Genomic DNA, 23,468 nt, shown 5'->3' with positions numbered 1-23,468 from the left:
ATGACAACTGGGCCTCTCACCGACGTGCTGCGCTACACCGCCTTCAGTTCCGACCCCTCCGGTGGCAATCCGGCCGGCGTCGTCCTCGACGCGTCGGCCCTGGACGAGGAGCGGATGCTCGCCCTCGCCGCCGAAGTGGGCTACTCCGAGACGGCGTTCGTCACGGCGGGGGACACCGCCGGCCGGCGGTTCGCCCTGCGCTACTTCAGCCCCCTGGCCGAGGTCGACTTCTGCGGTCACGCCACGGTGGCGACCGCGGTCGCGCTGGCGGAGCGGATCGGACCCGGCGAGCTGGTCTTCGACACCCCGGCGGGGGAGATCCCCGTGCTGACGGCCGCCGACGGCGAGGGGGCGCTGCACGCCACGCTCACCAGCGTGCCGACCCGGTCCCGCCCGGCCGAGGAAGCCGAGCTGGCGGCGGCGCTCACGGCGCTGGGGTGGGAGCGGGCCGACCTCGACCCCGCGCTGCCGCCGCACGTCGCCTTCGGCGGGGTCCACCACCTGGTGCTGGCCGCCGCCGGACGGGACCGGCTGGCGGATCTCGCGTACGACTTCGACGCCCTCGCGGAGGTGATGCGCCGGTACGGATGGACCACGGCACAGCTGGTGTGGCGGGAGACCCCGGACCTCTTCCACGCCCGTGACCCGTTCCCGGTGGGCGGTGTCGTCGAGGACCCGGCGACGGGTGCGGCCGCGGCGGCGTTCGGCGGCTATCTGCGGACGCTCGGCCTGGTGCCGGAGGCCGCCCGCGTGGTGATCCGGCAGGGCGAGGACATGGGCCGCCCCAGCGAGCTGGTCGTGGACGTCGATTCCCGGGACCCGCGCGTGCGGGTGACCGGCCGGGCGGTGTCCCTGGGCGCGCCGTCGGTCACGGGGTCCCGGGCTGTCTGATCCAGCCGATGGAGCGCTCGACGGCGCGCTGCCAGTTCTCGTACTCGGCGTTCCGGCGCTCGGGGTCCATGTCCGGCAGCCACTGGGCGGCGCGGTGCCAGTTGCCGCGCAGCACCTTCAGGTCCGGCCAGTACCCGGAGGCGAGGCCGGCGGCGTAGGCGGCGCCGAGGGAGACGGTCTCGGCGACCATGGGACGGACCACCGGGACGTCGAGGACGTCGGCGATGAACTGCATGAGGAGGTTGTCCGCCGTCATGCCGCCGTCGACCTTGAGCTCCTTCAGCCCGAGCGAGGAGTCGGCGTTCATGGCGTCGACGACCTCGCGGGTCTGCCAGCCGGTGGCCTCCAGGACGGCACGGGCGAGGTGCCCCTTGGTGATGTACGACGTCAGGCCGACGATGACGCCCCGGGCGTCACTGCGCCAGTGCGGGGCGAAGAGGCCGGAGAACGCGGGCACGATGTAGCAGCCCCCGTTGTCCTCGACGGTGCGGGCGAGGGTCTCGATCTCCGGGGCGCTGCTGATCATGCCGAGGCGGTCGCGGAACCACTGCACGAGGGATCCGGTGACGGCGATCGAGCCCTCCAGGGCGTAGACCGCCGGCTGGTCGTCGATCTTGTACGCGACCGTGGAGAGGAGTCCGTGCCGCGACCGGATCATCGTGGACCCGGTGTTGAGCAGCAGGAAGCTGCCGGTGCCGTAGGTGCACTTCGCCTCGCCGGGGGAGAAGCAGGTCTGGCCGAAGAGCGCCGCCTGCTGGTCGCCCAGGGCGGCGGTGATGCGCACGCCCGGCAGGACGGCGCGGGCGGCGCCGTAGTTCTCGGCCGAGGCGTGGATCTCGGGCAGCATCGCGCGGGGGACGCCGAAGAAGTCCAGCAGATCGTCGTCCCAGGTCAACGAGTGGATGTTCATCAGCATGGTGCGGCTGGCGTTGGTGGCGTCGGTGATGTGCAGGCCGCCGTCCGTCCCCCCTGTCAGGTTCCAGATCAGCCAGGTCTCCATGGTCCCGAAGAGCACCTCGCCGTTCCGGGCGCGCTGTTCCAGCCCGGAGACCTCGTCGAAGAGCCAGCGGATCCGCGGCGCGGAGAAATAGGTGGAGGGCGGCAGGCAGCAGCGCTCCAGGAAGAAGTCGTCGCCCGGGTCCTTCCGCAGCCGCTCGACCAGCGGCGCGGTGCGGGTGTCCTGCCAGACGATCGCCCTGCCCAGCGGTACGCCCGTGGTGGGGTCCCACAGCACGGTCGTCTCCCGCTGGTTGGCGATGCCGATGGCCGCGACCTCCTCCGGCGCGATCTCGGCTCCGGTCAGCGCCTGCGGCACGATGCGCTGGAGATTGCGCCAGATCTCCAGGGCGTCGTGCTCGACCCAGCCGGGTTTGGGGAAGTGCTGCTGGTGCTCGCGCTGCGCCACCGACACCAGGCGCCCCCGGTGGTCGAACAGGATGCATCGGGTGGAGGTGGTGCCCTGGTCGATGGACATCACATACCGTTCAACCATGATCGGGGCCTGCTTTCCGATGCGTTCGCTGCGTTCGCTGTGTCCGGTGCGCGGGCGGCGTTCACCAGCGGGCCGCGCCCAGGTCTCTGGAGATCGCCCGCGCGGCCTCGCGGAGCAGGGTGACCAGGGACGGGACAGGGCGGCCCTTGGTGTCGCAGACCCGCTCGACCGGGCCTGACAGCCCGATCGCGCCCACCACGAGGCCGCCGGACCCGCGGATCGGTGCCGACACCCCGGCCTCGCCCATCGACATCTCCTGCACCTCCGCCGCCCAGCCCTGGTCGCGGACCTCGGCGAGGGCACGGGTCAGGTCCTCCGGGATCACCAGCGTGTGCCGGGTGTACGCCTCCAGTTCCTCCTTCAGCAGCGGTTCCAGGGGGGCCGTCCCGTACGCCAGCAGGATCTTGCCCAGTGAGGAGGCGTGCAGCGGCAGCAGGGCACCGACGTCGAGGGTCTGCAGGCTGTCGTCGGGCCGGAAGACGTGGTGGACGATGAGCACCTGGCCCTCCAGCGGCGTCCCCAGGCGGACCGCCTCGCCGCTGCGGGCGGCCAGGGCGTCGGCCCAGTTGATCGAGCGGGACCGCAGTTCGTTGACGTCCAGGTAGCTGGTGCCCAGGTGCAGCAGGGCCGCCCCGAGCTGGTACTTCCCGGTCGCCGGGTCCTGCTCGACGAAGTCCACGTGCTGGAGCGTGCGCAGGATGCCGTGGGCGGTGCCCTTCGCCAGGCCGAGCGAGGCGGCCACCTCGCCCAGGCCGAGCCGGCGGGGACCGCCGGCCAGGAGCCTGAGGATCGCCGCCGCCCGTTCGATGGACTGGAGCGGGCCGGCCATAAGTCGATGCTATCCCCGGGATCACCGATGGGCATCAGCGCGTTTCCGCAGGTCGTTCGGCCTGCGAGGGCAGCGTTCGATAATGACGACCCCGATTCATTGACCGGGGATGTCCTGTCTCCGAAGCTTTCGTCCAGGTCCGGGAGCCCACCCGGCGGGACTCCCCGGAGGAGGACACCATGGCGGCTCAGCCCGAGACGATGCCGCAGCGCCAGGACGAGCACGTCTGCGCGCTGTCGCACATCCCCGGCGCCCTGTCCGTCGTGCGCCGGCGGGTGCGGGGTGTGCTGGCCGAGTGGGAGCTGCGTCCGGAGGTCGCCGAGGACGTCCTGCTGGTGATCTCGGAGCTGACCACGAACGCGATCGTGCACGCCGACGGTCCCGCCGCGCTGCGCCTGTCCTGGACCCGGGTCGACGGACGCAGCGCCCTGCACATCGAGGTGACGGATTCGGGACCGGCCGCCCAGCCCTGCCTGCCGGGGGGCACCACCGACCCCGATGAGCACGGCCGCGGTCTCGGCATCGTCAGCGCCCTGTCCACGCGGCACGGCGTCCGCGCCGACTGCGCCGGGTTCACCCGCTGGGCGGACCTGGTCACCGCCTGAGCCGCCGCGGCGGGGCCGGACCGCCGCCCGGGCCCGGGGCGGGCGGCGGGTCGTTCCGCTCGCCGCGCCGGGAGCGGGCTTACGGTGCCGCTCATGGCACTGACCATTCGCAACCAGATCGACGGCAAGGTCGCCTCGGTGGTCCCCGGCGAGGTGATGGCCGTGGTCACGGTCCGCCTCGACGGCGGGGGACCGGACTTCACGGCGGCCGTGACCGCCGAGGCCGTCCGTGAGCTCGGCATCATCCCCGGCGGCGGGGTGACCGTCCTCATCAAGGCGACGGAGGTCTCCCTCGCCACGGCCCCGGTGCGGGGCATCAGCATCCGCAACCGGATCCCCGGGACGGTCACCGCCGTGGCGGCGGGCGAGGCCATGGCGACCGTGCGGATCGCCTTCGCGGGCGGCCGCGAGCTCACCGCGGTGATCACCAGGGAGGCCCTCGACGAGCTGGCCGTCGCCGAGGGCGCCGAGGTCGTCGCGCTGGTGAAGGCGACCGACGTGTCGCTGTCGACCTGAGCGGACGGCCCGGCCGAGGTGTGCCGCGCCTAGCCGAGATACGCCGGGGCCAGCGCCGCCGTCATCATGCGGCGCGCGGAGCCGGTGTCGTCGGCGGGCACCGTCCACAGGTCCGCGCCGAAGTCCCCGGCGAGGGCGTAGACGACGGTGTGGTCGTCCCGCCAGACGACCTGGTCGTCGACGCTGCGCCGCTCCGCGAGCGGGGTCTCGCGCATCGTGGCCAGGTCCAGGACGTACAGCCGCCAGGGCGCGTCGGGGGAGAGGCCCTCGACGCGCTTCTTGAACACCAGCCGCGTGCCGTCCGGCGAGAGCGAGGGGCACTCGACGTTCGTGCGGAGCGTGCGGACGGAGCGGGCGGCGACGTCGCCGCGGACCAGGTAGGTGCGGCCGCCGGTGCCGAGGGTCGCGTAGAAGTGGCCGTCGTCGGCGAAGGTGACGCCCCAGAAGTTGACGTCGGCCGCGTGGTACGGCCGGCCGTCCCTGGTGATCCGGAAGTCCTCGAGGTTCTTGACGAGGGCCCCGGTGCGGGTGTCCAGGACGGACGTACGGGTGGAGAAGTCGGTGCCGGCGTAGGAGTCGCCGCCGACGAAGACGGTCCAGGCGACCATGCGCCCGCTGGGCGAGACCCGGGCCCGGGTCGGGATGCCCGCGAGGGGGTAGCGGCGCAGTTCGTGCAGCCGGGAGTCGAGGACGACGGCACGGTAGGCGTCCTGGACGGCGCCCTTGACCGACTGCAGGCAGATGCCGGTGCCCGCGGCCGCGTAAAAGCGCAGGCACTTCACGGCGGAGGCGGTGCGCGCGGCGCCGGGGCTGCCGGCGGGGACGGTGGCGAGCTCGTCCCGGTGCGGGCCCCACGCCATGTTCCGGAAGACCATGCGGGGGGCGTCCGGCGCCAGCGACACCGCCCCGGCAGCCACCGCGGGGCCACCCGCCTGCGGGCGGTCCTTCTCCGCCGCGCGGTCGGCGGCGCGCAGTACGGAGACCGCGGCGACGGCGGCCAGCGCCACCACGGCGGCGAGCAGCACGATCAGGCGGCTGCGGGTGTTCATGGGGGGCCTTTCCTCGGGGATCACGTGCGGGGCGCCGGGCGCAGGTACACCGCGCAGACCGCGCACGCCGCGAGCGCCACGGCGGCGGTGGTGAGCGCGGTGCGGTCGCCCCAGGCCGTCCAGGCGGCGCCGAAGGCGAGGGAGGCCGCGAACCGGGCCATGGCCTGCCCGGTCTGGACGAGGGCGAGCCCGGCACCGCGCAGCTCGTCGGGGACGGCGGTGGAGGCGGCGGCCATCAGCACCCCGTCGGTGGCGGCGTAGAAGGCGCCGTGGCAGAGCAGGACGGCGTACGCGGGCCCGTGCGCCAGCAGCAGCCAGTACCCCGCGAGCAGGGCGACGTGCCCGGCCAGGAACATCCGCCACCGACCGAGGCGGTCGGCGAGCCGCCCCAGCGGGATCGCGAGCAGGAGGAAGGCCGCCGCGGTGCCCAGGGGCAGCAGCGCGAACCAGCGGTCGGGGACCCCGAGCCGGTGCTGGAGCAGCAGGTAGACGAAGGAGTCGCTGACCGTCGACAGCCCGAGCAGGGTGGCGCAGATCGTCAGCCGCCGTACGTCGCGGCGGCGCAGCAGCGCCAGTGACGCCCGCAGCGACGGCGCCGGCGAGTCAGCGGGGGCGGGGCTCTCGGGGCCGCCGCCACGGCCGCCGGGCACGAAGAGCAGCAGCACCAGCACGCCCACGGCTGCCACACAGGAGCTCACCGTGAAGACGGCGTCGTATCCCTCGGCGGCCTGCCGCAGGATGAGGAACGCCACCAGGGGTCCCAGCAGCGCGCCCGCGGTGTCCATCGCCCGGTGCACGCCGAAGGCCCGGCCGCGGTCCTCCGGCGCGGAGGACAGCGAGATCAGCGCGTCCCGGGGAGCGGTGCGCAGCCCCTTGCCGGTGCGGTCGGCGGCGAGGACGGCGCCGATCAGCGGCAGGCTGTGGACCATGAGCAGCGCGGGCCTGCACAGCGCCGACAGGCCGTAGCCGACGGCCGCGACCGCCTTGTGCCGGCCGCCGCCCCGGTCGGCGAGATGGCCGCCGGCCAGCCGTACGAGCGCGCTGAAGCCGTTGTAGACGCCGTCGAGCAGGCCGAAGCCGAGGGGGGAGAGGCCGAGCCCGGCGACCAGGTAGAGCGGCAGGACGGCGGTGACCATCTCCGACGAGACGTCGGTGATCAGGCTGACCGTGCCGAGGACGAGGACCGTGGGGGCGACGGCGGCCGTGGCCCGGGACCGGGGACGCGTCGCGTCCCCGGTCCCGGCACCGGCGGCGCCGCGGCTGTCCGCGACGTACACGCTCAGCTCGCCCAGATGCCGGTGATGTCGGAGGCGGAGGCCGCGTTGCCCGCGTGCGTGGTGAGACCGGCCAGGTCCTCCAGCGTGCGGAGCATGTTGTAGTGGTTGTAGGTCGTCGCGGACGACGAACCGGCCTTGACCGGCTGGCCGTACAGCACGGTCGGGATCTTGTTGCCGCTCAGCCTGTTGTCCTCGTCGAAGGTGACGACGAGCAGGCTGTTGTGGGTCTTCGCCCAGGTCGCGTACGCGCCCAGCTTGTTCTTCAGCCAGGTGTCACCGGTGGAGACCGAGCAGTCGTGCATGTCGCTGCACAGGTTCGGCACCACGAAGGAGACCTTCGGCAGGGTGGTGAAGTCCGTCGGGAACTGCGCGAAGGTCTTCGCCGTCGACGTCGGGACGTTGCTGAACGCGAACCACGGGTTGTGCTTGCGGGCGTAGTCGCCGCTGCTGCAGGTGGTGGAACCCTGGCTGGGCAGCGTCTCGTTGTAGCTGGCCCAGCTCTTGCCGGCGGCGATCAGCTCGGAGGCGAGGTTGGGCTTGGAGCTGAAGCCGGGGGTGTAGCAGCTGTCGTCGGTGACGCCCTGGTTGCCGCCCGAGAAGATCTGCAGGTAGTTGGGCTGGCTCGGGTGCGTGACGCCGTACGACTGCGTCAGGCTGGCGCCGCCGGCCTTCAGCGTGTTGTTGATGTACGGGGCGCTGGAGCTGCCGATGACCTGGCTGTAGGCGTGGTTCTCGAACATCACCACGACCACGTGGTCGGGGTTCGGCACGCTGCCGGCCGCGTGGGCGGTCTCGGAGCCGCCGAGCCCGGCCCACAGGCCGAGGGAGGCGGCGGCGACGCCGAGGGCGGAAGCGAGGGCGGTGACGGAGCGACGGGGACGGGGCAGGGACCAGCCGGACACGGCGGACCTCCGGAAAGAGGGGGACGGGGAGTGGCGCCGCGCCAGGTTAAGAGGGGGCCGCGGACGCCCGAAGCGCCGCGGAAGTGAAGGTCAGGGGAACGCTGCGTACGTTCCGGATCTTGAGGTCAAGCACAGGTAAAAGGGCCCGGGGAGCGCAACTCGCGCTCCCCGGGCCCTTGCTGTCAGCGCGTCACTTCAGGTAGACGATGCCGTCCGTGGTGATCGCCGGGCGCCCGGAGGTTCCCACGACGACGATCTTCAGCGTGTGCTTGGCGCTGGTGCTCCAGGACTTGGACCAGATCGTCTGCCGGTAGGCGGTGGTGGAGGACTTGAGGTCCACCGTGGCCGCCTTGACCCCGTCGATGTAGACGTACGCCTGGCCGGAGGTCGAGGCCCGGGAGACCACCCAGCCCACCGAGCGGCCGGTGAACGTCCACGTCAGGCTGGCGTTCTTCGAGGACGAGGTGAGCGACTTGCCGCTGAGGTAGCTGGTGCTGCTCTTCGCCGTCCACGTCCCGGTCTTCGTCGCCGAGGTCTCCTGGAGGACCGCCGCCGTGCGGCTCACCGAGGCGGTGGTGTAGTTCCCGGCCGCGTCGGTCGCCTTCAGGCCGTACGTCACCGCGGTGTTCGCCTTGCCCGTGGTGCTCCACGACGTGGTGGTCGGGCCGAAGGCGGCCGTGCTGGGGGCGGTCGCCGCGACGCTCTTGAGCGCGCCGTTGTCGGCGGCCTTCCAGCTGACGGAGACCGGCACGGAGGTGCTGGACACCGTGGCGTTGCGGATCTTCACGGAGGGGGCGGTGGTGAAGGTGGGCTTGGTCGTGTCCCCGACGATCGTGTACGAGGACGCCGACGTCGCCGTCTTGTTGTTGTTGTGCACCGCCCGCACGGTCACGGTGTGCTTGCCCGCCGCCACCGTGATCGTCGCCGAGGCGTCGGCGGCCTTGGCGGTGGCCGCGACCCTGCCGTCCACGAGCACCTCGAACCGCTTCAGAACGGCGGCCGGGGTGCTCTCCTTCCAGGCGACCTTCGCGGTGCCCTTGGTGTAGTACGAGGTGCCGGAGAGCGTGGCGCCGCTGACACCGTCCAGGGTCGGCGCGGCGACGCCGGCCGCGTAGGAGCGGATGAGGGCGAGCTTGTCGTACAGGTTCTGGCCGGGGCAGGCGGTGGCGAAGCCGTCACGGTGCCCGGAGATGGGGTTGAACGTGTACGACTTGTTGTAGTCCCACGGCGGGCTGTCCTGGGCGCCCTCGGTCAGCGTCTGCGTCTTGCTGCCGGGGTTGGGGTTGATCCCGTACTGGCCGAGCTTCCACGCGGACAGCGCCGCGATCGAGCCGAGCATCTTGGAGGAGATCGGTGTGGCCGGGACGCCATCGATGACCTGGAAGGTGCCGATCGCGGCGATGCCCCAGCTGCGCGTGTTGAAGCCGTAGGTCTGCGCGCCGATGACCGGCAGGTCCAGGCCGCCGTAGCGGCCCTCGAAGATGGTGCCGCACTTGTCGACGAGGGCGTTGTAGCCGATGTCGCGCCAGTCCTGCGACAGGTGGTACGCGTAGATCCACCGCACGATCTGGGCCGATTCGGTGCAGTCGTAGTCGGCGGCGGTGTCGGTGTGGTGGACGAAGACCACGTTCACCTTGTCCGCGTAGGGCGGGTCGCCGGCCTCGCGCTTGGACTCGTCGGCGCCCCAGTCCTTGCGGAGCGTGATGGCCGGCTTCGCCACGGTGGAGGCTGGGGCGGTCGGCCGGGTCGAGCTCGGCGACGGCGAGGTGGGCGGGCTCGAGGACGTGCTCGGCGAGGCGCTCGCCGAGGACGAGGAGTCGCCTGCCGGCGGCGTGGTGCTCGCCGGCGCCGAGGTCGACGGGGCCGCCGTGTCGCTCGGGGAGGAGTCGTCCGGATCCGGAGTGACCGTGTCGGGCGGTGTGTCGGTCGCCGAGGGATCCACCGGCGGGGTCGTGGTCTCCTCGGCGTCCACCGCGAAGGCGGCGGGCGCCATGGCCACATTCTTGCCGCTCTTCTTGGCGTCACCCACCAGTTCGAGCCGGAGGCCCTTCGGAAGGGTGCCCGCCGCGCCGTTCGCCGAGACGACCTTGAGCTCGACGCCGTTGGAGAGCCCCACGTACAGCGGGGCCGAGCCGCCCCGGGTGGCGCCCTCGGTCTTCGGGTCCGGAGCGTCGTCGTAGTGCGGGTCGACCGCGTGCCAGTCGGACCACTGGCCGGTCTTCACCGCGCGGGTGCGCACCTGCACCGTGCCGTCCAGCTCGGTGCGAGGGTTGTCCCACGTCACGCCGAGCAGGCCGAAGGTGTCCGTGTCGCGTCGCGGCACGTTGCGCTCCCCGCCCTCGCCCTTGAGGTCGAGCGACTGGACCGCGCTGGGAACCGGCCCCTTCGCGTCGGCCGTCGTGGCGGACCCCTCCGGGCCGCTCGCCACGGACGCGGCGGTCACGACGCCGGCCCCTCCGAGTACGACCGCCCCGACCGCGAGCCACGCCCGCCCGCGCAGACGTATTCGCCTCATGCTTGCTTCCCCGCCCCGTCCCACCCCTGGGTAGCTGTGGGTACCGATAGTTGGCTTCTGAAACTTCCAAATGAGCAAGCGCTTTATACCAGAAGGACCAGACCACGTTCACGCCGCGGGAACAATCGGACGGAACGTCGCATACCGCCAGGTAACAGAGTCGGGGCGGGGCGGATACTCTCTCTTGGGCGGATCAGCCCAGCCGGGGAACACCGGGAAAGGCAGGCGGCGTGCTGGAAGGGCGACGGGACACCAGGTTCGGACGGCTGCTGCGACACGGTTTCAGCGACGCCGCGGCCGCCGAGGCGCTGCTGGGCGGCGACGTGCTCGCCCCGGTGCGCAGCGACCCGGTCCTGCTCGACGCGCTGGGCGCCACCGCCGACCCCGACCAGGCCCTCGCCTCGCTCGTACGGCTGGTGGAGGCCCTCGACCCCGGCGAGCGCCGCACCCTGCTCGACACGCTCACCGCCGCCAAGCCGCTGCGCGACCGGCTGCTCGGGGTGCTGGGCGCGTCCACGGCCCTCGCCGACCATCTGACCCGGCATCCGCGTGACTGGCACTCCCTGGTCACCTACGAGCACGCCGACCTCCACCCGGGGACAACGGAGTTCGAGCGGGGACTGGCCGGGGCCACCGATCCCGAGTCGCTGCGCGTCGCCTACCGGCGCTGCATGCTCGGCATCGCCGCCCGCGACGTGTGCGGCACCAGCGACCTGGTGCAGACCGCGGCGGAGCTGGCCGACCTCGCCACCGCGACGCTGCGCGCGGCCCTGGCCATGGCCGAGGCGGAGGCGCCGGGCGACGCCGCGCTGTGCCGGCTGGCCGTCATCGGCATGGGCAAGTGCGGTGGCCACGAGCTCAACTACATCTCCGACGTCGACGTCATCTTCGTGGCCGAGGCCCGCCCCGAGGCCGAGGAGGCCAAGGCGCTGCAGGCCGCCACCCGGCTGGCCTCGCACATGATGCGGATCTGCTCGGACACCACCGTCGAGGGCAGCATCTGGCAGGTCGACGCCAACCTGCGCCCCGAGGGGCGGCGCGGCCCCCTGGTACGGACCCTCTCCAGCCATCTGGCCTACTACAAGCGCTGGGCCAAGACCTGGGAGTTCCAGGCGCTGCTGAAGGCCCGCCCCGTCGCCGGCGACCCCGCGCTGGGCCAGGAGTACGTCGAGGCGCTGTCGCCCATGGTGTGGCAGGCCGCCGAGCGCGACCACTTCGTCCAGGACGTGCAGGAGATGCGGCGCCGGGTCGTGGAGAACATCCCCGTCGCGCACGTCGACCGGGAGCTCAAGCTCGGTCCCGGCGGGCTGCGGGACGTGGAGTTCGCGGTGCAGCTGCTCCAGCTCGTGCACGGCCGCACCGACCCGTCGCTGCGCAGCGGCACCACCCTGACCGCGCTGTCCCAGCTCGCCGCCGGCGGGTACGTGGGGCGGGCCGACGCGGCCGCGCTCGACACCTCGTACCGCTTCCTGCGCACGATGGAGCACCGCATCCAGCTCCACAAGCTGCGCCGCACCCACCTGGTGCCCGAGGACGTGGCCGACCTGCGGCGGCTCGGCCGTTCCCTGGGGTTCCGCGCCGACCCGGTGACGGAGCTGCAACGGGAATGGCGACGGCACGCGAGGGAGGTGCGCCGCCTCCACGAGAAGCTCTTCTACCGGCCGCTGCTGGACGCCGTCGCCCAGCTCGCCCCCGGCGAGGTGGGCCTGTCCACCGACGCGGCCAAGCAGCGCCTGGAGGCGCTCGGCTACACCGATCCCACCGCGGCGCTGCGCCACCTGGAGGCATTGGCCTCCGGGGTCAGCCGCAAGGCCGCCATCCAGCGGACCCTGCTGCCCGTGCTGCTCGGCTGGTTCGCCGACTCCGCCGACCCCGACGCCGGTCTGCTGAACTTCCGGAAGGTCAGCGACGCGCTGGGCCGCACCCCCTGGTACCTGCGGCTGCTGCGCGACGAGGGCGCCGCCGCCGTCAACCTCGCGCGGGTGCTGTCCTCCGGGCGGCTCGCCCCCGACCTGCTCATGAGGGCCCCCGAGGCGGTCGCCCTGCTCGCCGACGACGAGGGGCTCCAGCCCCGGACGCGCGGCGCTCTGGACCAGGAGGTGCTGGCCGCGGTCCACCGCGCGGACTCCGCCGAGCAGGCCGTGGCCGCCGTACGGGGGGTCCGCCGCCGCGAGCTGTTCCGCACCGCCGCCGCCGACCTCATCGGCGTCCACCGCGACGACCCCGACGCCGTCGGCGCCGCCCTCACCGACCTCAACGCCGCCGCCGTCACCGGGGCCTTGCAGGCCGCCGTCAACTCCGTGGAGGCGGCCGAGGGGGAGGCCCTGCCGACCAGGTTCGCGGTGATCGGCATGGGCCGCTTCGGCGGCCGCGAACTCGGCTACGGCTCCGACGCGGACGTCCTGTTCGTCCATGAGCCGCACGAGGGCGCCGACGAGCCCCGGGCCACCCGGGCAGCGCTGAAGGTCGCCAACGAGTTGCGCCGGCTGCTGCAGATCCCCACCACCGACCCGCCGCTGCTCATCGACGCCGACCTGCGGCCCGAGGGCAAGAGCGGACCGCTGGTGCGGACGCTCGGTTCGTACGCCGCCTACTACCGGCGCTGGTCCCTGGCGTGGGAGAGCCACGCCCTGCTCCGCGCCGAACCGGTCGCGGGCGACGAGGACCTGGGCGCCCGCTTCATCGCCCTGGTCGACCCGCTGCGCTATCCGGCCGACGGGCTGACGGAGGAGGCGGTCCGCGAGATCCGCCGTCTCAAGGCCCGCATGGAGTCCGAGCGGCTGCCGCGCGGCGCCGACCCCACGACCCACGCCAAGCTGGGGCGGGGCGGACTCAGCGACGTCGAGTGGACCGTGCAGCTGCTGCAGCTCCGGCACGGAGCCGGGGTCCCCGGGCTGCGGACCACCCGCACCCGCCCGGCGCTGGCCGCGGCGGCGGAGGCGGGGCTGGTCGCCGCCGAGGACGCCGAGGTCCTGGACGCGGCGTGGATCCTGGCGAGCCGGTTGCGCAACGCCGTCATGCTCGTACGGGCCCGCGCCGGCGACACCTTCCCCGGCGACGGGAAGGAACTGGCCGCCGTGGGACGGTACCTCGGGTACGAGCCGGGCCACGTGGGCGACATGGTCGAGGACTACCGCCGCACCACACGCCGCGCCCGCGCGGTGGTGGAGCGCCTCTTCTACGGCACGTAGCCCGCGCCCGCCCCCCCGGCTAGGCCGTGGCGACGCGCACCTGGCGCGGCAGGCGGTAGGCGAGGCCGCCGTAGACCGCCCAGGAGGCGGCGAAGCCGACGCCGAGGCAGAGCGTGCCGCCGGCGGCGTCCAGCCAGAAGTGGTTGGCGGTCGAGACGATGACGAGCAGGGTGACGACGGGGTAGAGCACGCCCAGCACCCGCACCCAGGCCCACCGCGCGAGCATGGCGACGGTGATGCCGCACCACAGCGACCAGCCGATGTGCATCGAGGGCATGGCGGCGTACTGGTTGGAGACGTGCGCCAGGTCGCCCGAGGCCATCGACCCCCAGGTGTGGTGGATCTTCACCGTGTCGATGAAGCCGCCGCCCTCCATCAGCCGGGGCGGCGCCAGCGGGAAGAAGTAGTAGCCGAGCAGGGCGATGCCGGTCGTCACGAAGAGGACGAGCCGGGTCGGCGCGTAGCGGCCGGGATGCCTGCGGAACAGCCAGACGAGGACCGTGAGGGTGACGATGAAGTGGAGCGTCGCGTAGTAATAGTTCATCCCGACGATGAGCCACGTTACGGAGTTCACGGCATGATTGACCGCGTGCTCGAAGGCGAGGCCGAGGGATCGCTCGAGGCCCCAGACGTGGCCCGCGTTCCGCATGGCGTCGTCCTGCTGCTCGGGCACGGCGTTGCGCACGAGTGAGTAGATCCAGTAGCTGACGGCGATCAGCAGGATCTCGAACCACAGGCGAGGCCGCCGTGGCTCCAGCAGTCCGCCCGTCGTCGTCGCTCCATCGGTGTCACGGGAATCGATGGAGCGCGGCGCTGTGCCACTGCGGTGGGCCATGATCTTCGCGGTCGATTCCCCCATGGGGCGATAGTCTGCCATGCGGCCCGGTGCCGTCCGATCAACCCCCGGTGGGATTCCGTGCATCCGCTGTACGCCTCCCGGCCGACTGCTGCACGGGTACGGCTGCCCCCGCCTTGGGACCTGATGCCGTCGAACCGCGGACGACCAGTTCGGGCAGGAAGACGAACTCGCTGTGCGGCGCCGGGGTGCCGCCGATCTCCTCCAGCAACGCGCGCACGGCGGCCTGGCCCATGGCCGTGACCGGCTGCCGGATCGTGGTGAGCGGCGGATCGGTGAAGGCGATCAGGGGGGAGTCGTCGAAGCCGACGACGGAGACGTCCCCGGGGACGGACAGGCCCTGCTGCCGCGCGGCGCGGACGGCGCCCAGCGCCATCATGTCGGAGGCGCACACCACGGCGGTGCAGCCGGAGTCGATCAGACCGGAGGCGGCGGCCTGACCACCCTCCAGGGTGAACAGGGAGTGCTGGATACGGGCGGCGGCCTGGTCGGCCGGTATGCCCAGCACCTCGTCCATGCTGCGCAGGAAGCCCTCGATCTTGCGCTGCACCGGGACGAACCGCTTGGGGCCGACCGCGAGGCCGATCCGCTCGTGGCCCAGCGCGGCCAGATGGGTGACGGCCAGACGCATCGCACCCCGGTCGTCGGGGGAGACGAACGGCGCCTTGATCTTGTCGGAGAATCCGTTGATCAGGACGAACGGCACGCCCTGGCCCTGCAGTCGGTCGTAGCGCTCCATGTCGGCGGTGGAGTCGGCGTGCAGTCCGGAGACGAAGATGATCCCGGCGACGCCGCGCTCGACGAGCATCTCCACGAGTTCGTCCTCGGTCGAGCCGCCCGGGGTCTGGGTGGCCAGCACCGGGGTGTACCCCTGGCGGGTCAGGGCCTGCCCGATGACCTGGGCGAAGGCCGGGAAGATCGGGTTCTCCAGTTCCGGGGTGATGAGGCCGACCAGGCCCGCGCTGCGCTGCCGCAGCCGCACCGGCCGTTCGTACCCCAGCAGGTCGAGGGCGGCCAGCACGGACTGACGGGTGGCGGCGGAGACGCCGGGCTTGCCGTTGAGGACACGGCTGACGGTCGCTTCGCTCACCCCCGCCTGGGCTGCGATGTCGGCAAGCCTTGCGGTCACAGGATTGGACTGTACCGGTCGCATCTCAGATCGCCCACCAGATGCACGAATCAGCCGGAAGACGGACGGAACCTCCGGCGAAGGAAACGGGCTCGGAGGAGAGCACCGGACGCCCCGGCACCGGCAGTTGGACGGGGGCCGGATTGGCGTTGACGGTGCACACCAGGCCGGGCCGGGAGAAGGCGAGGACCCCTTCGGGGGCGTCCAGCCAGCGCATCGGCCCGTCGCCCAGACCGGGCAGCTCGCGGCGGAGCCGCAGGGCGGAGCGGTACAGCTCCAGGGTGGAGTCGGGGTCGCCGGTCTGCGCCTGGACGCTCAGCTCCGCCCACCGCGCGGGCTGCGGCAGCCAGCTGCCGGCGGGGCCGAAGCCGTGGCTGGGGCCGTCGGCGGTCCACGGGATCGGCACGCGGCAGCCGTCGCGCAGTCCGTCCTGGCCGTTGTCCCGGAAGAAGGACGGGTCCTGGCGGACCTCGTCCGGCAGGTCGGCGACCTCCGGCAGACCCAGTTCCTCGCCCTGGTAGACGTATACGGAACCGGGCAGCGCGAGCATCAGCAGGGCCGCGGCCCGGGCTCGGCGCAGCCCGGCCGCACCGCCGCCGTAGCGGGTGACGTGCCGGACGACGTCGTGGTTGGAGAGCACCCAGGTGGTGGGGGCGCCGACGGAGACGGTGGCGGCGAGGGACTCCTCGATCACCGCGCGCATCGCCCCGGCCTCCCACGGGCACTGCAGGAAGTGGAAGTTGAAGGCCTGGTGCAGCTCGTCCGGGCGGACGTACAGCGCCATGCGCGCGGCGTTCGGCGCCCAGGCCTCGGCGACGCCGATGCGCTCGCCCGGGAGCGCCCCCGGCCCGGCGCCGGAGGAGTAGGAGTCGAGCAGCCGGCGCCAGGCGCGGTGGATCTCGTGCACCCCGTCCTGGTCGAAGAAGGGCAGCAGCTGGGAGCCGATCATCTTGACCTGCTCCTTGCGGCCGATGTCGGGCAGGCCGGCCGCCTTGACCATGCCGTGGGCGACATCGATGCGGAAGCCGTCGACGCCCAGGTCCAGCCAGAAGCGGAGGATCGCGTCGAACTCCTCCCGGACCTCGGGGTGGTCCCAGTCGAGGTCGGGCTGCTCGGGCGCGAACAGGTGGAGGTACCAGTCGCCGTCGGCGACCCGGGTCCAGGCGGGGCCGCCGAAGACCGACTCCCAGTCGTTGGGCGGGAGTTCGCCGTTCTCGCCCTTGCCGGGACGGAAGTGGTAGCGCTCGCGGGCCGGCCCCCCGCGCCGGTCCGCGAGCGCCGCCCGGAACCACGCGTGCCGGTCGGAGGTGTGGTTCGGGACGATGTCCACGATCACCCGCAGGCCCAGCTCGTGGGCGGTGCGGATGAGCGCGTCGGCGTCCGCGAGGGAGCCGAAGAGGGGATCGACGCTGCGGTAGTCGGCGACGTCGTAGCCGCCGTCCGCCTGGGGCGAGGCGTAGAAGGGGGTCAGCCAGACCGCGTCGGCGCCCAGCTCCGCCAGATGCGGCAGCCGGGCCCGGATGCCGGGCAGATCGCCCACGCCGTCACCGTCGCCGTCGGCGAAGGAGCGGACGTAGACCTGGTAGATGACGGCGCTGCGCCACCAGCCGGGAGCGCCCCCCTCGGGGGCGGCCGGGGTCGCGTCGGTCGCGTCGTGGATGACGGGGGCGAGCTCTTGGGTCATGTCGGTCCCTCGTGAGTCGGCGCCGTTCCCTGCCGATGATCCCGATCCACCGCTTCCTCGGCAATGCCTTTCAGAAATTTGCGGAAGATCGCGTAACGGCTTCCAGGAGCGTGAGCGTCCCACGTCACGTCTCCCGTCGGCAACTGTGAGGACACGCAGATGTAACGATCGGAAGATCTTGCAAGTCTTTGCAGCAAGGTCTTTCGTCGGGCTTTCTTCCCTGTTACGTTCCTCGACAGCCCGGCGGCCGCAACGGTGCAGTCGGCAGGGGGGACGCGGCAACGCGCCCCGCACTATCACGGGCTTTCATCCTGGAGGAGATCACATGCGGCGTGGCATAGCGGCCACCGCGCTGGTTGCGGCGCTCGGGCTTGCGGCGACGGCTTGCGGCGGCGACGACAGCGGCAGTGACAAGGCCGGCGGTCCCGTCACCATCACCTGGTGGGACACCTCGAACGCGACCAACGAGGCGCCGACCTACGAGGCCCTGGTCTCGGAGTTCGAGAAGGCGAACCCGAAGATCAAGGTCAAGTACGTCAACGTCCCCTTCGACGCGGCGCAGAACAAGTTCGACACCGCCGCGGGCAGCAAGGGCGCTCCGGACGTGCTCCGCTCCGAGGTCGGCTGGACGCCCGCCTTCGCCAAGAAGAGCTACTTCGTCGCGCTGGACGGCACCGACGCCCTCGCCGACCAGGACAAGTTCCAGGCCTCCCTGCTGAAGCAGGCCCAGTTCGAGGGCAAGACCTACGGTGTGCCGTTCACCACGGACACCCTGGCCCTGGTCTACAACAAGAAGCTGTTCCAGGAGGCCGGCATCGCCGACGCCCCCAAGACCTGGGACGACCTGAAGGCCGCCGCCAAGACGATCAAGAAGAAGACCGGCGTCGACGGCTTCTGGCTGAACACCGCCTCGTACTACGCCCAGCCGTTCCTGTACGGCGAGGGCACCGACATGGTGGACACCGCCGCCAAGAAGATCACCATCAACGGCGAGGCCGCCGCCAAGGGCCTCAAGACCTGGCAGGGCATGTTCTCCGGCGCCGGTCTGCACAAGGCCGACACCACCGCCGACTCCTACGCCCACATCCAGGACGCCTTCGTCAACGGCAAGGTCGCCGCGATCATCCAGGGTCCCTGGGAGATCACCAACTTCTACAAGGGCTCCGCGTTCGCCGACAAGAACAACCTCGGCATCGCGTCCGTCCCGGCCGGCTCCTCCGGCTCGGCCGGTGCCCCGACCGGTGGCCACAACCTTTCGGTCTACGCGGGCTCGGACAAGGCGCACCAGGCAGCCGCGATCCAGTTCGTGAAGTTCATGACCTCGGCGAAGAGCCAGACGCAGATCGCCCTCAAGAACTCCACCCTGCCGACCCGCTCGGACGCCTACACCGCCGAGGTCACCGCCGACCCGGGTGTCAAGGGCTTCCAGGCGGTCCTGGCCGCCGCCCAGCCGCGGCCGGAGCTGCCGGAGTACGGTTCCCTGTGGGGCCCGCTCGGCGAGGAGCTGACCAAGGTCGCCGGCGGCAAGGAGCCGCTGGACAAGGGCCTGGACAACGCGGCCACCGCGATGGCCAAGCTGCTGCCCGACTACAGCAAGTGATCCCCGCGGCCGCCGGTCCCGCCCCTCACCGGGCGGGGCCGGCGGCCACCGGCTGTTCCACCCGGCAAGAAACCCCCGTAGAAGAGGGCCAACGATGACAATCGCCGCCCAGGGCACGGCTTCCAAGACCCGCGGTTCCCGCGAGCCGCGTCCCGGTCCGATCAAGCGCCTCAAGCGCTCCTACCAGAAGTACTGGTACGCGTACGCGATGATCGCCCCGGTCGTCGTCGTGCTCGGCGTGCTGGTGGGCTACCCGCTGGCCCAGGGCTTCTACCTCACGCTCACCGACGCCAACAGCCTGAACTCGGCCCGCACCATCGGCGTCAACCACATCGACGCCACCTACGAGTTCATCGGCCTCCACAACTACGCCGACATCCTGTGGGGACCGACGGCGTACGACCGCTTCTGGTCCCACTTCATCTGGACGGTGATCTGGACCGCGGTCTGCGTGACCCTCCACTACGGCGTGGGCATGGGCCTGGCCCTGCTGCTCAACCAGAAGCTGCGCGGCCGCACCTTCTACCGCATGATGCTGATCCTGCCCTGGGCGGTGCCGACCTTCGTCACCGTCTTCTCCTGGCGGATCATGCTCAGCGACTCCGGAGTGGTGAACTCCTTCCTCGGCGCGCTCCACCTGCCGCAGCCGCAGTGGCTGGAGGACAGCACCTTCCAGCAGATCGCCGCGATCGGCGTCAACACCTGGGTCGGCGTCCCCTTCATGATGGTCTCCCTGCTCGGCGGCCTGCAGTCGATCCCCTCGGAGCTCTACGAGGCCGCGGAGATGGACGGTGCCAACGCCTGGCAGCGCTTCCGCAACGTCACGCTGCCCGGCCTGCGCTCGGTCAGCAGCACCGTCGTCCTGCTCGGCATCATCTGGACGTTCAACCAGTTCGCCATCATCTACCTGCTGTTCGGCAGCGGGGCCCCCGACGCGCAGATCCTGGTGACCTGGGCGTACTACCTCGGCTTCGGCCAGCAGCCGCGCGACTACGCGCAGTCCGCCGCCTACGGCGTCCTGCTGCTGTCCATCCTGGTCGTCTTCACCGCCTTCTACCGCCGCTGGCTCGCTCGCAACGAGCAGCTCGCCGGCTGAGGGGATCAGCAGCATGAGTACCACCACCAAGACGACGGTCCCGGGCCCCGGCCTCGGCGGCGACCCGCTCGACCCCCCGGCGCGGACGCGCCCCAAGCGGATCCGCGGCCGCGGGCAGCGCAGCCGCACCGCCTCGGTGCTGTCGCACGGCGTGCTGATCACCGCCAGCCTCATCGCGCTGTTCCCCATCGCGTGGCTGGTCTTCCTCTCCCTCGGCCCGGACAAGGACGACTACCTGCACCCGGGCCGGATCCTGGGCAAGGCGGGCTTCTCGAACTACTCCTTCGTCCTGGAGAACACCAGCTTCTTCACCTGGATGGGCAACACCGCCATCATCGCGGGCGCCACCTGCGTCATCGGTGTGATGATCGCCGCCACCACCGGCTACGCGGTCTCCCGGATGCGCTTCCCGGGCTACAAGAAGTTCATGTGGGCGCTGCTGGTCACCCAGATGTTCCCGGTCGCCGTGCTCATGGTCCCGATGTACGTGATCCTCTCCGACCTGGGCCTGATCGACACGTACGGCGGCCTGATCCTGGTCTACTGCAGCACGGCTGTGCCCTACTGCGCCTGGATGCTCAAGGGCTACTTCGACACCATCCCGTTCGAGATCGACGAGGCGGGCCGGGTCGACGGTCTCAGCCCCTTCGGCACCTTCTGGCGGCTCGTGCTGCCGCTGGCCCGGCCGGGACTCGCGGTCGCCGCCTTCTACACCTGCCTCACCGCGTGGGGCGAGGTCGCCTTCGCGACCACCTTCATGCTCGACGACGGCAAGTACACCCTCGCCGTCGGCCTGAGCAGCTTCGTCAGCGAGCACGACGCGCAGTGGAACCTGATGGCCGCCACCGCGGTCCTGATCGCCATCCCCGTCAGCGTCGTCTTCTACCTCGTGCAGAAGCACCTGGTCACCGGCCTCACCGCCGGCGCGGCCAAGTCCTGACCCGTACCACCCGGGGCGCCCGGCCCGACCGGCCGGGCGCCCCGGTCCCGCCCCATCGCCGCACCGAGCCTTCCATCCTCCAAGGGATCACCATGACCCAGTACCTGGCGGACTCCACCCGTCACCCCCACACCTCCGACCAGTCCGTGGCCACCACGGACTGGTGGAGAGACGCGGTCATCTACCAGGTGTACCCCCGCAGCTTCGCCGACGGGAACGGCGACGGCATGGGCGACATCCCCGGCATCCGCGAGCGCCTGCCGTACCTGCGCGACCTCGGCGTCGACGCCGTCTGGCTGAGCCCCTTCTACGCCTCCCCGCAGGCCGACGCGGGCTACGACGTCGCCGACTACCGGGCCATCGACCCGATGTTCGGCACCCTCCACGACGCCGACGGCCTGATCCGCGACGCCCACGGGCTGGGCCTGCGGATCATCGTCGACCTGGTCCCCAACCACTCCTCCGACCAGCACGAGTGGTTCAAGCAGGCGCTCCGCGAGGGCCCCGGCTCCCCGCTGCGGGCGCGTTACCACTTCCGCGCCGGCAAGGGTGAGAACGGCGAACTGCCCCCCAACGACTGGGAGTCGATCTTCGGCGGCCCGGCCTGGACGCGCGCGGCCGACGGCGAGTGGTTCCTCCACCTGTTCGCCCCCGAGCAGCCGGACTTCAACTGGGAGCACCCGGCCGTACAGGACGAGTTCCGCTCGATCCTGCGCTTCTGGCTGGACATGGGCGTCGACGGCTTCCGCATCGACGTCGCGCACGGCCTGGTCAAGGCCGACGGCCTGCCCGACATCGGCGCCCACGAGCAGCTCAAGCTCCTTGGCAACGATGTCCTGCCCTTCTTCGACCAGGAAGGCGTCCACGAGATCTACCGCTCGTGGCGGCGCATCCTCGACGAGTACGACGGGGAGCGCATCGCCGTCGCCGAGGCCTGGACCCCCACCGTCGAGCGCACCGCCAACTACGTCCGCTCCGACGAACTGCACCAGGCCTTCAACTTCCAGTACCTCGGCACCAAGTGGGACGCCGTCGAGCTGCGCGAGGTCATCGACCGCTCGCTCGACGCCATGCGCCCGGTCGCCGCGCCCACCACCTGGGTCCTCTCCAACCACGACGTGGTCCGCCACGCCACCCGGCTGTCCCCCGACGGGAAGAGCTACGACGTGCGCCGCGCCCGCGCCGCCTCGCTGCTGATGCTGGCGCTGCCCGGCTCCGCGTACGTCTACCAGGGCGAGGAGCTGGGCCTGCCGGAGGTCACCGACCTGCCGGACGAGGCGCGCCAGGACCCGGCGTTCTTCCGCGCGGCCGGTCAGGACGGCTTCCGCGACGGCTGCCGGGTGCCGATCCCGTGGACCGCCGAGGGCCCGAGTCACGGCTTCGGCAGCGGCGGCAGCTGGCTGCCGCAGCCCGCGGAGTGGGCGGGGCTCAGCGTCGCCGCGCAGACCGGCGACCCGGGTTCCACCCTGGAGCTGTACCGCTCCGCCCTGCGGCTCCGCCGCGACCGGCAGGGACTGGGCGCGGGCGAGTCGGTCGAGTGGCAGGACGCCCCGGAGGGCGTGCTGTCCTTCCGCCGCCCCGGCTTCGCGTGCACCGTCAACACCACGGCCGCGCCGGTGACGCTGCCCGTGCCGGGCGCGCTCCTGCTGGCCAGCTCCCCCGTGGAGGTCACGGCGGAGGGCGTCGTCGTCCCGGCCGACACGACCGTCTGGTGGGCCGTTTGACGTGCGTCGCGGTCGCATAGGGTCTGCAGGTGTGAACACCACAGCCCGACTCGCCGACATCGCGGCCCAGGCGGGGGTCAGCGAGGCCACCGCCAGCCGCGTGCTGAACGGGAAGGCGGGGGTCGCCCCCGCCACCCGGCAGAAGGTGCTGGCCGCACTGGACGTGCTCGGCTACGAGCGTCCGGTGCGGCTGCGCCAGCGCAGCGCCGGCCAGATCGGGCTGATCACCCCCGAGCTCAACAACCCGATCTTTCCGGCCTTCGCCCAGGTCATCGAGCAGAACCTGACGGGCTACGGCTACACCGCGGTGCTGTGCACGCAGCACCCCGGCGGCTCCACCGAGGACGAACTGGTGGAGGCGCTCGTGGAGCGCGGCGTGCGCGGCATCGTCTTCCTGTCGGGACTGCACGCCGACGTCACCGCCGATCCCGAGCGCTACGCCCGGCTCCTCGGCCAGGGCGTTCCGTACGTCCTGGTCAACGGCTTCAACCCGGCGATCGCCGGGCCGTACATCTCACCGGACGAGCGCGCCTCGGCGCGCATCGCCGTGCAGCACCTGGTGGAGCTCGGCCACCAGCGGATCGGCCTGGCCGTCGGGCCCAACCGCTTCGTTCCGGTGCACCGCAAGGTCGAGGGCTTCGTGGAGGCGCTCGGCACCCTGCTCGGGCTCGACGGGGAGCAGGCCGCGGAATACGTCCGGCACACCCTGTTCTCCGTGGAGGGCGGGCACGCGGCCGCCGGAGCGCTGCTGGACAAGGGCTGCACGGGCATCGTGTGCGGCAGCGACCTGATGGCGCTGGGCGCCGTGCGGGCGGTGCGGGAGCGGGGGCTGACGGTGCCCGGCGACGTGTCGGTCGTGGGCTACGACGACTCGCCGCTGATCGCCTTCACCGACCCGCCGCTGACCACGGTCCGGCAGCCGGTCGAGGCGATGGGCGCGGCCGCCGTGAACGCGCTGCTGGAGGAGATCGGCGGCAACCCGGTGCAGCGCTCGGAGTTCGTCTTCCAGACGGAGCTCGTCGTACGCGGCTCCACGGGCCAGGCGCCCGGCGCGGGCCGGCACTCCTGAGCGGCGGCCGGCCGTTCCGGGCCGGCCGTTCGCTCCGGGCCGGTCCGTGTTCCCGGGATTCCCCGGCACGTGTCGAGGCGGGCCCTGGACCTGCCCCGGGCGG

General features: G+C 72.0%; 18 protein-coding genes. 9 read left to right on the top strand and 9 right to left on the bottom strand.

Annotated elements, in window-relative coordinates; all coding sequences use genetic code 11:
- Window positions 1-891 (top strand): PhzF family phenazine biosynthesis isomerase, encoded by an 891-nt coding sequence (locus AB0F62_RS16935; protein ID WP_361798633.1) that lies wholly within the window; start codon window positions 1-3, stop codon window positions 889-891.
- On the opposite strand, the gene glpK is transcribed toward AB0F62_RS16935, so the two are convergent.
- Entirely contained in the window at window positions 869-2,383 is a 1,515-nt protein-coding gene (glpK, locus tag AB0F62_RS16930) for a glycerol kinase GlpK (protein WP_361798630.1), read from the bottom strand. The two genes, AB0F62_RS16935 and glpK, sit on opposite strands and share 23 nt — an antisense overlap.
- A 61-nt stretch (window positions 2,384-2,444) precedes the next feature.
- Complete coding sequence (locus tag AB0F62_RS16925) at window positions 2,445-3,212, bottom strand: IclR family transcriptional regulator (RefSeq protein WP_361798627.1); 768 nt, start codon at window positions 3,210-3,212, stop codon at window positions 2,445-2,447.
- Between the two features lie 179 nt (window positions 3,213-3,391).
- Between AB0F62_RS16925 and AB0F62_RS16920 the strand changes: the two genes are divergently transcribed.
- Complete coding sequence (locus tag AB0F62_RS16920) at window positions 3,392-3,817, top strand: ATP-binding protein (RefSeq protein ID WP_361798624.1); 426 nt, start codon at window positions 3,392-3,394, stop codon at window positions 3,815-3,817.
- A gap of 93 nt (window positions 3,818-3,910) precedes the next feature.
- A complete protein-coding gene (locus AB0F62_RS16915; RefSeq protein ID WP_361798621.1) occupies window positions 3,911-4,333 on the top strand; it encodes a TOBE domain-containing protein in 423 nt (140 codons plus the stop codon).
- A gap of 29 nt (window positions 4,334-4,362) precedes the next feature.
- Here AB0F62_RS16915 and AB0F62_RS16910 read toward each other — a convergent pair whose 3' ends face one another.
- The 4 genes from AB0F62_RS16910 to AB0F62_RS16895 all read right to left on the bottom strand — a co-directional run bounded on the left by AB0F62_RS16910 (window position 4,363) and on the right by AB0F62_RS16895 (window position 10,076).
- The gene (locus AB0F62_RS16910; protein WP_361798618.1) at window positions 4,363-5,382 is read right to left on the bottom strand and encodes a TolB-like translocation protein; all 1,020 of its coding nucleotides are present in this window, start codon (window positions 5,380-5,382) and stop codon (window positions 4,363-4,365) included.
- 20 nt (window positions 5,383-5,402) lie between these two features.
- Window positions 5,403-6,659 carry an MFS transporter gene (locus AB0F62_RS16905; RefSeq protein WP_361798615.1) on the bottom strand — a complete coding sequence of 419 codons (1,257 nt, stop codon included), beginning with the start codon at window positions 6,657-6,659 and terminating at the stop codon, window positions 5,403-5,405.
- A gap of 2 nt (window positions 6,660-6,661) precedes the next feature.
- The gene (locus tag AB0F62_RS16900) at window positions 6,662-7,561 is read right to left on the bottom strand and encodes an alkaline phosphatase family protein (RefSeq protein WP_361798612.1); all 900 of its coding nucleotides are present in this window, start codon (window positions 7,559-7,561) and stop codon (window positions 6,662-6,664) included.
- 190 nt (window positions 7,562-7,751) lie between these two features.
- On the bottom strand, window positions 7,752-10,076 hold the full coding sequence (locus AB0F62_RS16895) for a peptidoglycan recognition protein (RefSeq protein WP_361798609.1): 2,325 nt from the start codon (window positions 10,074-10,076) through the stop codon (window positions 7,752-7,754).
- A gap of 230 nt (window positions 10,077-10,306) precedes the next feature.
- Here AB0F62_RS16895 and AB0F62_RS16890 point away from each other — a divergent pair, with 230 nt between their 5' ends.
- On the top strand, window positions 10,307-13,267 hold the full coding sequence (locus tag AB0F62_RS16890) for a bifunctional [glutamine synthetase] adenylyltransferase/[glutamine synthetase]-adenylyl-L-tyrosine phosphorylase (protein ID WP_361798606.1): 2,961 nt from the start codon (window positions 10,307-10,309) through the stop codon (window positions 13,265-13,267).
- 19 nt (window positions 13,268-13,286) lie between these two features.
- On the opposite strand, the gene AB0F62_RS16885 is transcribed toward AB0F62_RS16890, so the two are convergent.
- The 3 genes from AB0F62_RS16885 to AB0F62_RS16875 are packed head-to-tail and all read right to left on the bottom strand — an operon-like array spanning window position 13,287 to window position 16,936.
- Window positions 13,287-14,126, bottom strand: a complete 840-nt coding sequence (locus AB0F62_RS16885; protein WP_361798603.1) for a phosphatase PAP2 family protein — start codon at window positions 14,124-14,126, stop codon at window positions 13,287-13,289.
- A gap of 37 nt (window positions 14,127-14,163) precedes the next feature.
- Entirely contained in the window at window positions 14,164-15,252 is a 1,089-nt protein-coding gene (locus AB0F62_RS16880; RefSeq protein WP_361798600.1) for a LacI family DNA-binding transcriptional regulator, read from the bottom strand.
- 25 nt (window positions 15,253-15,277) lie between these two features.
- On the bottom strand, window positions 15,278-16,936 hold the full coding sequence (locus AB0F62_RS16875; protein ID WP_361798597.1) for a glycoside hydrolase family 13 protein: 1,659 nt from the start codon (window positions 16,934-16,936) through the stop codon (window positions 15,278-15,280).
- 325 nt (window positions 16,937-17,261) lie between these two features.
- Between AB0F62_RS16875 and AB0F62_RS16870 the strand changes: the two genes are divergently transcribed.
- The 5 genes from AB0F62_RS16870 to AB0F62_RS16850 all read left to right on the top strand — a co-directional run bounded on the left by AB0F62_RS16870 (window position 17,262) and on the right by AB0F62_RS16850 (window position 23,365).
- Window positions 17,262-18,536 carry an extracellular solute-binding protein gene (locus tag AB0F62_RS16870; RefSeq protein ID WP_361798594.1) on the top strand — a complete coding sequence of 425 codons (1,275 nt, stop codon included), beginning with the start codon at window positions 17,262-17,264 and terminating at the stop codon, window positions 18,534-18,536.
- A gap of 94 nt (window positions 18,537-18,630) precedes the next feature.
- Complete coding sequence (locus AB0F62_RS16865; RefSeq protein ID WP_361798591.1) at window positions 18,631-19,632, top strand: sugar ABC transporter permease; 1,002 nt, start codon at window positions 18,631-18,633, stop codon at window positions 19,630-19,632.
- A 13-nt stretch (window positions 19,633-19,645) separates the two neighbouring features.
- Window positions 19,646-20,572, top strand: coding sequence for a carbohydrate ABC transporter permease (locus AB0F62_RS16860; protein WP_361798588.1), 927 nt, complete (start codon window positions 19,646-19,648; stop codon window positions 20,570-20,572).
- A gap of 92 nt (window positions 20,573-20,664) precedes the next feature.
- The gene (locus AB0F62_RS16855; RefSeq protein ID WP_361798585.1) at window positions 20,665-22,296 is read left to right on the top strand and encodes a glycoside hydrolase family 13 protein; all 1,632 of its coding nucleotides are present in this window, start codon (window positions 20,665-20,667) and stop codon (window positions 22,294-22,296) included.
- 31 nt (window positions 22,297-22,327) lie between these two features.
- The gene (locus AB0F62_RS16850; RefSeq protein ID WP_361798582.1) at window positions 22,328-23,365 is read left to right on the top strand and encodes a LacI family DNA-binding transcriptional regulator; all 1,038 of its coding nucleotides are present in this window, start codon (window positions 22,328-22,330) and stop codon (window positions 23,363-23,365) included.
- Window positions 23,366-23,468: the final 103 nt, after the last annotated feature.

This window comes from Streptomyces sp. NPDC026673 (assembly GCF_040638135.1).
Lineage (GTDB): Bacteria > Actinomycetota > Actinomycetes > Streptomycetales > Streptomycetaceae > Actinacidiphila.
Note: the sequence above shows the minus strand (reverse complement) of the source record. Positions and strands in the feature narration are given on the sequence as shown.

Coding starts and splice junctions, on each gene's coding strand:
- glpK (WP_361798630.1), bottom strand. CDS start 2,383: ATGGTTGAACGGTATGTGATGTCCATCGACCAGGGCACCACCTCCACC.
- AB0F62_RS16860 (WP_361798588.1), top strand. CDS start 19,646: ATGAGTACCACCACCAAGACGACGGTCCCGGGCCCCGGCCTCGGCGGC.
- AB0F62_RS16910 (WP_361798618.1), bottom strand. CDS start 5,382: ATGAACACCCGCAGCCGCCTGATCGTGCTGCTCGCCGCCGTGGTGGCG.
- AB0F62_RS16925 (WP_361798627.1), bottom strand. CDS start 3,212: ATGGCCGGCCCGCTCCAGTCCATCGAACGGGCGGCGGCGATCCTCAGG.
- AB0F62_RS16915 (WP_361798621.1), top strand. CDS start 3,911: ATGGCACTGACCATTCGCAACCAGATCGACGGCAAGGTCGCCTCGGTG.
- AB0F62_RS16885 (WP_361798603.1), bottom strand. CDS start 14,126: ATGGGGGAATCGACCGCGAAGATCATGGCCCACCGCAGTGGCACAGCG.
- AB0F62_RS16935 (WP_361798633.1), top strand. CDS start 1: ATGACAACTGGGCCTCTCACCGACGTGCTGCGCTACACCGCCTTCAGT.
- AB0F62_RS16920 (WP_361798624.1), top strand. CDS start 3,392: ATGGCGGCTCAGCCCGAGACGATGCCGCAGCGCCAGGACGAGCACGTC.
- AB0F62_RS16875 (WP_361798597.1), bottom strand. CDS start 16,936: ATGACCCAAGAGCTCGCCCCCGTCATCCACGACGCGACCGACGCGACC.
- AB0F62_RS16895 (WP_361798609.1), bottom strand. CDS start 10,076: ATGAGGCGAATACGTCTGCGCGGGCGGGCGTGGCTCGCGGTCGGGGCG.
- AB0F62_RS16865 (WP_361798591.1), top strand. CDS start 18,631: ATGACAATCGCCGCCCAGGGCACGGCTTCCAAGACCCGCGGTTCCCGC.
- AB0F62_RS16855 (WP_361798585.1), top strand. CDS start 20,665: ATGACCCAGTACCTGGCGGACTCCACCCGTCACCCCCACACCTCCGAC.
- AB0F62_RS16870 (WP_361798594.1), top strand. CDS start 17,262: ATGCGGCGTGGCATAGCGGCCACCGCGCTGGTTGCGGCGCTCGGGCTT.